Origin of the sequence: Paenibacillus sp. cl141a, from assembly GCF_900109305.1 — a bacterium.
GTDB classification, from domain to species: domain Bacteria; phylum Bacillota; class Bacilli; order Paenibacillales; family Paenibacillaceae; genus Paenibacillus_AQ; species Paenibacillus_AQ lautus_A.
Genome location: NZ_FNZO01000005.1, coordinates 12,977 through 25,332 on the forward strand (window position 1 = coordinate 12,977; position 12,356 = coordinate 25,332).

Consider the following 12,356-nt stretch of genomic DNA (forward strand, 5'->3'; position numbering starts at 1 on the left):
GATTTATCCGATAAGTGGATGCAAAATTTGGAAAGAATGATCCGGCATTTCGAGCCAGCCTCACAGCCACTGGACTATACGGCTGCGCACGCTTCATTTCGTAATAACGATTTATGGGAAGCACCTTCGTTCACGCAAAAAAAATACCGCCAAGCCTGCTGTACACAGACCTTGCGGTATTTTTGTTATACATATATTCAGCTGCACATCAATAGTAACTGCTGCCTTCAACAAATTCGAATTCGAAATCGCCGATTCGTACGATGGTGCCTTCCGTCGCGCCCCGTTTCCGAAGCTCTTCATCAATGCCCATATGACGCATCGTTCTGGCAAGCTTCAGGATCGCATCATGCGAATTCATCTGCATCCGTTTCAGCATTCGCTCAATTCGCTCACTGTGCACCACATACATTTCATTATCTCTGGTTACGGTGAAGGAATTGTCGTTCTGCGCTTTGAATTTATACACCTTGCGCTCGGAAACCTCGGATACTTCTTCAATCGCCGGCTCATCCGGAATGCTCTCCAGCACATCGATCGTGCGATAAAGAAGTTCCTGGATCCCCTGACGGGTCAGCGAGGAGATCGGCATCACCTCGATGTCAGGACGAATCTCCTTCACCTTCTCTTTGAAGTCCGCTAAGTACTCCTCTGCTTCCGGCATATCCATTTTATTGGCGGCTACGATTTGCGGCCGTTCGATCAGAACCGGGTTATAAAGCCTAATCTCATCGTTGATTTTCTGCCAATCCTCGAACGGATCCCGTCCTTCCGTGCCTGCCATATCCACGACGTGGATAATGACGCGGGTTCGTTCCACGTGCCGGAGAAATTCGTGGCCAAGTCCCACGCCTTCATGGGCACCCTCTATCAGGCCAGGCAGGTCAGCCATGACGAAATTGCGCCCGTCCCCGACCTCAACCATGCCTAAATTCGGCGTGATGGTCGTGAAATGGTATGCGCCGATCTTCGGCTGAGCCGCAGATACAACCGACAACAGGGTGGATTTGCCTACGCTCGGGAATCCGACGAGACCTACGTCGGCCATCACTTTAAGTTCCATGGTGACGTAGCGCTCTTCGCCTTCTTCACCATTCTCGGCAAGCTCGGGCGCCGGATTGTTCGGCGTGGCAAAACGGATGTTTCCGCGGCCCCCGCGGCCGCCTCTGGCAACAACAACCTGTTGACCGTGACGGGTCAAATCGCCAATCACCTCACCGGTATCGTCATCCGTTAAGATGGTACCCGGCGGAATACGGACAATCATGCTCTCTGCATTTGCCCCATGCTGGCTTTTATTGCGGCCCTTTTCCCCTCGCTTAGCCTTGAAATGCTTCTGGTAACGGAAATCCATCAACGTGCGCAGTCCTTCATCCACCCGGAAAATCACGTCGCCGCCCTTACCGCCGTCGCCGCCGGCAGGTCCGCCTTCAGGAACGTATTTCTCACGGCGAAACGCAATGAGTCCATCGCCGCCGTCGCCGCCTTTTACATATACTTTTGCCTTATCTACAAACATGAAATCACCTTCCTCAAGTCACAAACGGCAGATACAAGCGGTACGAGGTCTCCCCCGGCTCCGTCTGTTCCACCCGAATGCCTTCGCCTTTTACGGATTGTTCAATCTGAAGCTTCAAGCCCTCCGGGTCTCCAAAGGAACCTTCTCCTAGAGCCCATACGATCAGCTCTTGCTCCTGCTGCATAAATGTTAATGTTAACTGCCGGGTGTCTCCCCATGACGCCGTTCCGCTCAATTGAAAGGCTCTCACCGTTTGAATGATCGCTTCGGTAAAAGACTCTGCCGTTTGTGGCGATACTTTGTCTTCCAGCTGTACCTGGTCCACCACTTCAACGCAGAGCTGCAGATTGCTGCTGTACGTTCGGTATGAATGTAAATAAAAAACCAGTGAAGGAATGCCGAGCTTGGAGATCCTGCTCTCCGTCGCCATCCTGTCCTTTATTCTTTCCACAGAACCCACGGTTTTATCAAGCTTCCCCAGTTGAATGTAGCCGTACAAAATTTGAAGCTCATTCATCCAATCATGACGATGGTGATTCAACATCTGAATCGCCGTCTGCTCCATATTCCGAATGATGGCTTGCTGCCTGCGCTCGTCCGATTTACGGACAAGCCATGCTCCGCAGGCAGACGCGGCGACAGCCCAAGCCGTCAACACTGCTCCTGCAGCCAAGGATGGTTTCCATACCATCCATGCCACCGGTATTACGGAGGTTAACCCCGCCACAGCTGCTATCCATTTCCAGGATTTCATCGCTTCTCCTCGTCTTTCAACAGCAATTGGTTACATTCACCAAATCCCAGTATATCATAGACGTTCAGGACGGTTCATCCCCTGGATGATCATTCTTTGCGCAATTTACAAAAAAAGAAGCCCCGGCAACGATGCCGAAAGGCTTCTTCTGTATGCAGCATAAGAAACGATTAAGCTTCAACTGCAGCCGCTACTGGAGCGACATCAACCGGGTAGACGCTCACTTTCTTGCGATCACGACCCCAACGTTCAAATTTCACAACGCCGTCAACTTTCGCAAACAAAGTATCGTCTTTACCGATACCCACGTTCGTGCCTGGATGAATTTTCGTTCCGCGTTGACGAACCAAGATGCTGCCGCCAGTCACTGCTTGACCGTCTGCACGCTTCACACCAAGACGCTTCGATTCGCTATCGCGACCGTTCTTTGTGGAACCTACACCTTTTTTCGATGCGAATAACTGAAGATCCAATTTCAACATGTTGTCTACCTCCTTCTTCAAGTAGTCAATTCTTGTATTCTTATATACTTGCCGTACGAATCGGCAATTCCCTGTAACATAACAACCATGGATTCGAGAAGAAGTTGAACTTGGCCGGAGACGGAATCATCTGCCTTAGGCGGAAGATTTGCGCTAAGAAAGCCGCCCTTCATCCGGGTCTCCATAACGGTTCCGGTTAACGCTTCAATGGAATTCACCATTCCCACGGTAATGCTGGAAACTCCAGCACATACAATATCTTCCCCTGGATCGGCATATCCCGCGTGCCCCGTTACCTTGAAGCTATGGATCCGTCCATCTCCCCCACGCAGCACTTGTACAGTAATCAATTACCGCACCTACTTACGCTTGGATTTTCTCGATGGTTACTTTAGTGTAAGGTTGACGATGACCTTGCTTCTTGTGGTAGTTCTTCTTCGGCTTGTATTTGTATACAACGACCTTACGGCCTTTACCGTGCTTCTCTACCTTTGCAGTTACAGTCGCACCGGAAACAACCGGCGTACCTGCTACCAACCCGTCCTCTTTGGATACGGCCAGTACACGGTCGAAAGTCACGCTCTCGCCGTCACCTGCTGTCAGCTTCTCGATGAACAATACGTCGCCCTCTTGAACTTTGTATTGTTTACCGCCTGTTTCGATAATAGCGTACATTTGCTTGCACCTCCCTATGTCTCAGACTCGCCTAGTATAAAGGTGTCCGTCCCAAAAGGAACGTTCTTATGAACCCAACCGGAGCGGTTACAGCATGTGCAGCAATCCATCACTAGACACATACCCAATGATATTATCATATTCCCCGTTCACCGTCAACATCATTCTTCGATAACCACGCCCCGGCCTCCGCAGGTTCCGCAAGGCTTGGCAAAGGGGAGGGACGAGCTTTCCCTGGCTTTTTTGCGGGTCATTTCCAGCAGTCCCAGCTTGGTCCATCCGACCACAAAACTCTTCGTGCGGTCTTTGCGCATAACGGTCTCCATGACAGAAACCACCTGCTGCCGGTGCTCTTCATGATCCATATCGATGAAATCCACGATAATAATGCCCCCGATATCCCAGAGGCGAAGAATCCTTGCGATCTGCTGCGCAGCCAGGAGATTCGTCTTCAGTACCGTTTCCTCGAAATTATCCCCGCCGATATATTTGGCTGTGTTCACATCGATGATCGTCATGGCTTCGGTCTGGTCTATTACGACGGTCACACCCTCGGGAAGCGTGATTTTCCTTGCGAAGCTGGCTCTCATCTGCTCGTCCAACCCGTAAGCTTGAAAAATCGGGCTGCCTTCCGAGTAATATGTAACCTTGGGTTCCATTCCCGGAACGGTTTCCTTCAAATAACTCTTGGTTTCCTCGCCTTTCAGCTTGCTGTCGATCACAAGCTCGTCATGCAGCGGATCAAAGGCATCGCGGAGAAACCGCTGCAGCAGGCCTAAATCGCGATGCAGCAGTGCCGGAACGGACGCAGATTCCGCCTTGTCGATAATCCGGGCCCACTCTTTTCGCAGATACTCCAGATCACCCTTAATGAATTCCATGGGCTCGTCCTCCGACACCGTCCGGATGATGATTCCCTCTTCATCTGTGCGGAGCTGCTCGCCGATGCTCTTCAGCCGGGCCCTTTCCGCATCGCGTCCGATTTTCTTGGAGACGGCAACATAGTCCGCAGTCGGCATATACACCATGCATCTGCCCGGAAGCGAAAAATGCGTCGTCACCCTCGCTCCCTTGCCGCCTCTGGGTTCCTTCATGACCTGCACGATCAATTCCTGCCCCGCCGTCAGCAGCTGCGAGATCGAAGGCTTCTGCTTGGGCTGCTTCTCTAAATGCGGATGGAGCACATCATCGATATATAAGAACGCGTTCTTTTTCAGCCCGATATCTACAAAAGCCGCCTGCATCCCCGGCAGCACGTTCACGACCCTGCCTTTATAAAAGCTTCCGACAATACTTTGCTCACGACTCCGCTCAACGGCGAATTCGGCTAACCTCCCATCTTCGATGAGGGCCATCTGAATGGTCTCATGTTCACAATGAACTATCATTTGCCTCATGGCTTCACCTCTCAAATGGAAGACGATATTCTATTGTTTTATCCTAACACAATCTCTGATGACATGAATGGATAAAAAATCTTGGCCCGCCCCCCGTCTTCCTCATGATGTCTACGATTTACGCATACCAGGGCGGACCAGTTGATGCAAAATAAGAAGAGATCACATGCTGCTCCGGAACAACGGCAAGCAGGCTGCCGCGTCCGCTCATGACATAAATCAAATGATACTTCTCTCGTTTAAATAGACGCATGATATCATCCAAAGGTTTCGAAGAATCTGCAACGATTGGCTGGGCAGGACCGAGCCCGTCCAAATTCCGTTCATAAACCTCGCTCCGATTGACCAAAAATCTTAAAAAACGATAATGGACGTTCCGATAGTCTTCGAAATTGGAATACGCCAGGAAAAGGCCGATCATCAGCACATTTAAACGAATGCCGCCTCCGGAGAATAACGGCTGCAATCCGTAACCGATCATAATTAAACTGCACAAAATGCCTGCCCGGGAAGCCCACAGCAAGGTGGCATGATAAGGGGCGAGCAGGCTGATGACGGCCTGCAGCACTTTGCCGCCGTCCAGCGGCAGAATCGGAAGAAGGTTAAACAACGCGATGACGAGATTCCCCTGAATGATATAAGACAGCAGCTGCTCGTCACCCCACCCCGCCCATTGGCAGGCCAGGGTCATGCCAATCATGATGACATTTTGCAGCGGACCCGCAAGCGCAATGATGATTTCCTTCATTGCGGTCATCCTGCCGTCGTCTTCAATGACAGCAACGCCGCCGAACGGCAGCATCTGAATGGCTCGTACCTTGAACCCCATCGCTGCCGCGGCGGCGGCATGTCCCAATTCATGAATAAACACGATAATAAACAGGGTCAGCAACTCCAGGAAGCGACCGGTGAATACAGATGCCAGCATGACAATGACAAAGAGCGGATGCAGCGATAAGACTGTTCCCTTAAACTTAATCAAACGGAATCACTTCCGCCGGATCGACGTCACGATCCCCCTCTTTGAGTTCGAAATAAAGGGAGGGCGGGCTGCCTGTGCCTGAAGATGCCAAAGTCCCGATAATATCTCCGCCTTGAACCCAGTCATTCACCTTAAGCCCGGTTTCCGCCAGCCTGCTGTATGCCGCCGTTCGCTCTCCCGTATGCTGTATGCGTACCGTAATCCCGTTATCAGGATGTTCTTTAACCTCAAGAACGCGCCCGGTCTCTATACTTTTAACCGCCCGGTCCGCTAAAGAACCCCCTCCGGCTTCCAGAACGATGCCTTTCAGATCCACGGCAAAGGATTGAACCACCCTTCCCGAAAGCGGAGGAACCAAAGAGGTCCCGGCATTCACCTTCGTCGAATGCTCGTCGGTTTGTCCAAAAATCGGAATAAAGGACGGCGCGCTGCCAAAATGCTCCTCGTACCATACCTGGGCCGCCTGGAAATCCATCTCATGGCTCAGCCCTTCAATGATAAATGCCTGTGCGCGAAGGGCCCACGGCTGCTGAAACGAAAATACGCCCCATGCCAATCCAAACACCAGCGCACTGACGGCGACGCGGCGAATCAGGCCCGACAGGAACGAAGCTTTTCTTGGCGGTTCTCCCGGAGCACCGGGATCCAGCGTATCATACCAACCGCGATGCCCTTGCTTCCAAAGCCGTTCGGGATCCGGTTCATGCTCTGCGTAACGTGGGGACGGGTTCGCGATGTTGTCCTTGATGAAGCCTGTCTTTTGATTATGGGGATTAGCGGGTGTTCTATCGGGAAGCGCCGTCCAAGACGGCTTATCGTCCTGCGCCGTGGACTGCTCCCCTTCCAGCAGTTCGCGAATGCGGGCTTCTCTACGGTTCTTGACGGAAGTTTTGATGTCCATTGTTCTCTCCCCCTTGGGGCTTGTTTTCTTACTCTATCCTATGAGGAGATGAGAGAGATTTAGAACAAGCCTTGATGAAGAGGCGGACGGTTCTACGAAAGCCGCTTAGACCGCCGAAGGTGAAAAACAAAAAAACCGATGCCTCCCGGCACCGGTTCTTGGTCGAAACCCTTAACCCATTCCAAAAAACTTTTTGAATTTGGTGAACATTCCTTTTTTCTGATGGATTTGCATCAGCGGAACAGTGTCGCCAAGGATACGCCGGGCGATGTTTCTATAAGCGATGGCTGCCTGGGAATCCGGGTTCATCACCGTAGGCTCCCCGATGTTCGCCGCTTTAATGACCATTTCATCATCAGGCACGATCCCGATCAGATCGATATTCAGCACCTGCAGCACATCTTCGATTTCGAGCATGTCCCCGGATTTCACCATGTTCGGGCGAATCCGGTTCACCACGAGCTTCGGAGACTCGACATGCGAGCTCTCCAGCAGGCCGATAATCCGATCCGCGTCCCTTACGGCCGCATTCTCGGGCGTTGTGACAACAATCGCTTTGTCCGCGCCGGCGATGGCATTCTTGAATCCCTGCTCGATTCCGGCCGGACAATCGATAATGACGTATTCGAATTCCTTTTTCAATTCAAGTACGATATCTTTGACCTGCTCCGGAGAAACGGCATTCTTGTCCTTGGTCTGGGCTGCAGGAAGCATATACAGCTCATCGAAGCGCTTGTCCTTGATCAGCGCCTGGTTAAGTCGGCATCGCCCTTCCGCAACGTCGCACAAATCGTATATAATCCGGTTTTCCAGGCCCATCACGACATCCAAATTGCGAAGACCGATGTCCGTATCAACCAGACACACTTTTTTTCCGAGCAGTGCCAAAGCTGTGCCGATGTTCGCCGATGTCGTCGTTTTACCGACTCCGCCTTTACCTGAAGTTACGACGATTGCCTCTCCCATGTTCTACACCCCTTTAAACACATTAAAATCCCGACCCAAACGTGAGATGTTGCTGATCTTGTCGATCTCCATGCTTCCGTCCTTCAAATACGCAAACTCCATGACCGTTTCCCGCGTTTCCCATTCATCCGGCGGTCTGCTGATCATCTGGGAGATACGAAGCTGGGTAGGGGCAAAATACGAAGCCGCTATAATCGCTTCCTCGTTGCCCTCTACACCGGCGTGCGCGGTTCCGCGCAGAGCGCCCAATATGTAAATGTCGCCGGTGCACGTAATCGTCCCGCCTGGATTCACATCGCCGAGGAACAAGAGATCGCCGTCATGATGCAGCACCTGTCCGGAACGCACCATCCCCGTCTTAAGCGCAAGCTTTTCCTCCGGAACGAGCTCGGACGCAAGCGGCGGCGATTCCACATTGCGTATCAGCAAGTTGCCCTTTTGCTTCAATATGTCAAGAATCGTCTGCTTCTCTTCTTCGGAAATTTGCCGGGAACCCAGCTTCACATCCACATGAATGATGGGTCCGGTCAGAATATTCTGATGACTATGCTCCAGCTTATAGCGGAGCTCGCCAAGCAATTCCTCCAGCTCGCATTGATCGTCAAGCAGGAATACCAGGCCATCTTTGATGCCCTTAATCGTCACATGATTGGATTTTACAGCCATAAGCCTGTCCCTCCCATCCCTATACATTTCGCGCTCAAACCTACAAGTTCCTGCTAGTCTAGTAAAATGTCATATTGGAGAGGGTTCAGGTTGCCTTCCTTCTCTGATTCTTCGTTACCAGCTCAATCTGCTTGCGTAAGGGAACGTAAATTGCCAGAGCAAAGGCAAAATGAACAAGGAGATTGGGAAGCATATGATGAAGCAGTGACCAATTATAAGAAGTCGGGTTGAGTCGAAATACCTTATATATGCCAAAAAGCGTACTGTCAAACAACAAGCTTCCCAGAATAACAATGGTCATCATCATGGGCAGCGGCGCCCGCGGGGACTTGAAGACAAGCCCCACCAGATATGCGGATACGCCCATAGCAAACGAATAAGTGCCAATCATCTCGCCGTAATACACGATATCGTGAAGCATGCCGAATAGGAGTCCGAGCACGAGCCCCGTGTGGCGATGGTAATAAATCGATACAAAAAACAAACAAACCAACACGAAATTAGGATAAATCTGAAGCTGCAGCGAGCTTGGCGTTAACCAGAAAAACACCGTGCCCTGCAGAATGAACAGCACGAACAGCAGCAGAATCAGGATCTGTTTACGTGCCATCTTATTCCGGCTCCTCAGGCGTAAAGACAACGATCAGATACTTCCAGTCGTCAAACTTGGCCGCCGGTTCGATCGTAGCCGTTCTGCTCTGTCCGTATTGGCTTACCTGAACGCTTTTCACCTCACCGATAATCAAGCCTTGCGGTATAACGCCTCCGGCACCGGATGAGATAATTTTATCTTTGGGCTTAATCGGATCATCTTCTGTAATACGCGTCATGAGCAGCGTGTTGGTCTTCTCATCGTAGCTCTCGACCACGCCGAACGTCTTATCCTCTTTGCCGATGGCCGTGACCGAAATCGGCTGCGGATTCGGATCCTGGGCGTCCATCGTGGTCAGCAGTTTCACCGTGGAGGTGAAATTGCTCACGCTGCTGATGATGCCAACCATACCATCCACCGTGGTAACCGACATGTTTACTCTGACTCCATCACGTTCGCCCAGATCAATGACAAGCGTACGGTTGTTTGGATCCGAGTTGACGCTGAGAACCTGTGCCGTACGATATTCGTATTTGTCCCTATTTTTCTGGTTTTCGGTAAAATTAAGTTGATCCTTCAGCGCCTCGTAATTAGCTTTCATGTTGTTGTAACTGGCGCTCTCCCGGGAATATTGGGCTACCGCTCTCCGCAGTTCCTCATTCTCTTCATAGATTTCCTTCATATTCCGTACATCTTCAAAGAAACCCGCTATATAGGCAGCGGGCTTATAAAACACACTTTGCACAAAACCGACCGTATCTTTGACGAATTTTTCAGGCCAAGATAAAGAAGCTCTCGGGCCGAGCGTAAACCCCATAATAGCGATAAACGCTACCAGCCCGATGAGCATAATGAACAAACGCTTATTGCCTAGCAGCTTAAACAGTTGCAACACCCTCTAACTTACTGTTTTCTCTCCCAACATTAGGGGTTTACACTTTTATTTTGGTTCTACCGTTTGGAACGGACGGCAGAGCTGCTCCGGGATTTAAACAAGTGAATGTTCTCGAGCGCTTTACCTGTGCCAATGGCCACGCAATCCAGCGGATTCTCCGCAACGATGACCGGCATGCCGGTCTCTTCGGCAAGCAGCTTGTCCAGGTTGCGAAGCAATGCGCCGCCTCCCGTAAGCACGATGCCCCGGTCCATAATATCCGCAGCAAGCTCCGGAGGACATTTCTCAAGGGTAACCTTAACGGCTTCAACGATGGCATTAATGGTGTCTGCCAACGCTTCGCTGATCTCATCCGATGTAATCGTGATCGTCTTCGGCAGACCCGTCACCAAGTCACGGCCGCGAATTTCCATCGTTTCCACGGTCTCCAGCGGCATCGCGGAACCCACTTCCATCTTGAGCAGCTCGGATGTGCGCTCACCGATCATCAAGTTGTATTGGCGTTTAATATAAGAAATAATGGACTCGTCCATTTCATCGCCCGCAACGCGCACGGAGCGGCTGGTTACAATCCCGCCAAGGGAAATGACCGCAACTTCGGTCGTACCGCCGCCGATATCAACGACCATGCTGCCCGTAGGCTCCCACACGGGCAAGTCTGCACCGATTGCCGCTGCAAAAGGCTCCTCGATCGTGTAGGCTTCGCGTGCCCCCGCTTGCTTGGTCGCATCTTCAACCGCACGCTGCTCGACCGCCGTAATGCCGGAAGGTACGCATACCATCACGTTCGGATGGCGCGGGAAGATGGAACGCTGCTTCTGCGCTTGACGAATAAAGTATTTAATCATCGTAGCCGTTGTATCAAAATCGGCGATGACGCCGTCTTTCATCGGACGAATGGCACGAATGTTGCCTGGCGTCCGTCCAATCATTTTCTTAGCCGATTCCCCGACGGCTTCAATGCTCTTTGTATCTGTACGCAGAGCGACCACGGAAGGCTCTCTTACGACAATTCCTTTTCCACGAACATAAACCAGCGTATTTGCCGTCCCCAAATCGATTCCCAAATCTTTCGTAAAACCACCTAACATGATGTATCTCCCTTTCTTCGTCAATCTGAACTATTATATTACATCAAGCCCCGTTCCTTCAAACTTACAAACGATCCGTCCCCGATGATCAGATGATCCAGCACGTCGATCCCGACAATCTGTCCTGCCTCCACTAAGCGTGCAGTCAGCGAAATGTCCTCCGGGCTGGGCGTCGGATCTCCGCTCGGATGGTTATGCGCGCACACCAGGGATGCACTGCTGCATTTGATGGCCGCTCTGAACACCTCGCGGGGATGAACGATGGAGGCGTTAAGGCTCCCCATCGATAGCGTTTCCTGGGCAATGACATGATTTTTCGTATTTAAAAATACACAGACAAAATGCTCTTTCTGTAAATACCGCATCTGTTCACTGAGCAGTTCTGCCGCGTCATGCGGACTGCGGATAATAACCGGCTCTACATGTCTCGATGCGGCCAAGCGCCGTCCAAGCTCGATGCCAGCCTTCAGCTGAACAGCCTTGGCGGTTCCAATTCCTTTGATTTGCGTAATTTCCTCGATGCTAAGATCAACGAGCTGCCGGATGCCGCCTGCTTCCCCCAGCAGCCGCTGGGCTATATGTACGGCAGATTCCTGGCGGGTACCGGTCCGAAGCAGTATCGCCAGCAATTCTGCATGGCTTAAAGCGCTCGCCCCATATTGCATCATGCGCTCTCTTGGTCGTTCATCATGGGGGATGTCGCGCAGCAATAGCGTTGGCGACTCCATATATTCCCCTCTTTTCTAAGATTTAAATCAGCAGGTCACCGAAGCTTCCATTATTCCGTTGGCTTCGGATGCCGTGTTCTATATCTATGAATCGGTGAGTACATCCATCCCCATTTCAGACAGCATGTCCGAGAGCAGAGAAAGCGGCAGGCCGACAACGTTAAAGTAGTCGCCTTCGATTCCTTCCACGATGGTTGCACCCAGGCCTTGAATCGCATACGAGCCTGCTTTGTCGGCAGGTTCCCCGCTCTTTACGTAAGCCGCGATCGCATCATCACTTAACGATTTCATCTTTACGGTCGTCACGCGGTGAGATACCTTGGCGCGACCGGAACGCCGGTCGATGCAAGCCACTCCCGTGTAAACGAAGTGTGCCCGTCCTTGAAGCATGGACAACATCCTTGCAGCATCAGTTTGATCCTCCGGCTTTCCGAGGACATGATCATCTACGACCACAATCGTGTCGCTTCCCACAATGATACCATCTCCCGGATCATCCGTCAGCTTCCGGAGAACCGCTTCCGCTTTGCGCAGCGCCAGTGACTCCACAATTCGCTCTGGCGACCACCCTTGCGGTGTGTCCTCGTCAGCTTCACTTGGCATAATCTCGAATGGGAAACGAAGGGAGGCAATCAATTCCTGACGCCGAGGAGAGGTGGAAGCCAATATAATGCGGCGGTTTCTCTTCTCATTCAAGGGGGATAATCT

15 protein-coding genes are annotated in these 12,356 nt (G+C 51.6%); all 15 read right to left on the bottom strand.

What is annotated here, in order from left to right; genetic code table 11:
- Positions 1 to 208: 208 nt before the first annotated feature.
- The 15 genes from obgE to BMX45_RS15500 all read right to left on the bottom strand — a co-directional run bounded on the left by obgE (position 209) and on the right by BMX45_RS15500 (position 12,344).
- On the bottom strand, positions 209 to 1,519 hold the full coding sequence (gene obgE / locus BMX45_RS15430; RefSeq protein WP_090910432.1) for a GTPase ObgE: 1,311 nt from the start codon (positions 1,517 to 1,519) through the stop codon (positions 209 to 211).
- Positions 1,520 to 1,532: 13 nt separating this feature from the next.
- The gene (locus BMX45_RS31810) at positions 1,533 to 2,246 is read right to left on the bottom strand and encodes a Spo0B domain-containing protein (RefSeq protein WP_254778091.1); all 714 of its coding nucleotides are present in this window, start codon (positions 2,244 to 2,246) and stop codon (positions 1,533 to 1,535) included.
- Positions 2,247 to 2,443: 197 nt separating this feature from the next.
- Positions 2,444 to 2,755 (bottom strand): 50S ribosomal protein L27, encoded by a 312-nt coding sequence (gene rpmA / locus BMX45_RS15440; RefSeq protein ID WP_015734021.1) that lies wholly within the window; start codon positions 2,753 to 2,755, stop codon positions 2,444 to 2,446.
- A gap of 17 nt (positions 2,756 to 2,772) precedes the next feature.
- Positions 2,773 to 3,105 carry a ribosomal-processing cysteine protease Prp gene (locus BMX45_RS15445; RefSeq protein WP_090910433.1) on the bottom strand — a complete coding sequence of 111 codons (333 nt, stop codon included), beginning with the start codon at positions 3,103 to 3,105 and terminating at the stop codon, positions 2,773 to 2,775.
- Positions 3,106 to 3,118: 13 nt separating this feature from the next.
- Entirely contained in the window at positions 3,119 to 3,430 is a 312-nt protein-coding gene (rplU, locus tag BMX45_RS15450) for a 50S ribosomal protein L21 (protein WP_006208810.1), read from the bottom strand.
- Positions 3,431 to 3,591: 161 nt separating this feature from the next.
- Positions 3,592 to 4,827: an Rne/Rng family ribonuclease gene (locus tag BMX45_RS15455; protein WP_090910434.1), complete on the bottom strand. Its 1,236-nt coding sequence runs from the start codon at positions 4,825 to 4,827 to the stop codon at positions 3,592 to 3,594.
- Positions 4,828 to 4,945: 118 nt separating this feature from the next.
- A complete protein-coding gene (locus BMX45_RS15460; protein ID WP_090910435.1) occupies positions 4,946 to 5,809 on the bottom strand; it encodes a M50 family metallopeptidase in 864 nt (287 codons plus the stop codon).
- Positions 5,802 to 6,710, bottom strand: coding sequence for a M23 family metallopeptidase (locus tag BMX45_RS15465; protein WP_090910436.1), 909 nt, complete (start codon positions 6,708 to 6,710; stop codon positions 5,802 to 5,804). The genes BMX45_RS15460 and BMX45_RS15465 overlap by 8 nt, the downstream gene beginning before the upstream one ends.
- A 171-nt stretch (positions 6,711 to 6,881) precedes the next feature.
- Positions 6,882 to 7,676 (bottom strand): septum site-determining protein MinD, encoded by a 795-nt coding sequence (minD, locus tag BMX45_RS15470; RefSeq protein WP_009594006.1) that lies wholly within the window; start codon positions 7,674 to 7,676, stop codon positions 6,882 to 6,884.
- A gap of 3 nt (positions 7,677 to 7,679) precedes the next feature.
- On the bottom strand, positions 7,680 to 8,342 hold the full coding sequence (locus BMX45_RS15475) for a septum site-determining protein MinC (protein WP_015734015.1): 663 nt from the start codon (positions 8,340 to 8,342) through the stop codon (positions 7,680 to 7,682).
- Between the two features lie 85 nt (positions 8,343 to 8,427).
- Positions 8,428 to 8,952: a rod shape-determining protein MreD gene (gene mreD / locus BMX45_RS15480; protein WP_090910437.1), complete on the bottom strand. Its 525-nt coding sequence runs from the start codon at positions 8,950 to 8,952 to the stop codon at positions 8,428 to 8,430.
- A gap of 1 nt (position 8,953) precedes the next feature.
- On the bottom strand, positions 8,954 to 9,829 hold the full coding sequence (gene mreC / locus BMX45_RS15485; RefSeq protein ID WP_090910438.1) for a rod shape-determining protein MreC: 876 nt from the start codon (positions 9,827 to 9,829) through the stop codon (positions 8,954 to 8,956).
- 56 nt (positions 9,830 to 9,885) lie between these two features.
- Positions 9,886 to 10,920 carry a rod shape-determining protein gene (locus BMX45_RS15490; RefSeq protein ID WP_009593998.1) on the bottom strand — a complete coding sequence of 345 codons (1,035 nt, stop codon included), beginning with the start codon at positions 10,918 to 10,920 and terminating at the stop codon, positions 9,886 to 9,888.
- A gap of 38 nt (positions 10,921 to 10,958) precedes the next feature.
- The gene (gene radC / locus BMX45_RS15495) at positions 10,959 to 11,648 is read right to left on the bottom strand and encodes a RadC family protein (RefSeq protein ID WP_009593994.1); all 690 of its coding nucleotides are present in this window, start codon (positions 11,646 to 11,648) and stop codon (positions 10,959 to 10,961) included.
- Positions 11,649 to 11,732: 84 nt separating this feature from the next.
- Positions 11,733 to 12,344 (bottom strand): Maf family protein, encoded by a 612-nt coding sequence (locus BMX45_RS15500; RefSeq protein ID WP_090910439.1) that lies wholly within the window; start codon positions 12,342 to 12,344, stop codon positions 11,733 to 11,735.
- Between the last annotated feature and the right edge of the window lie 12 nt (positions 12,345 to 12,356).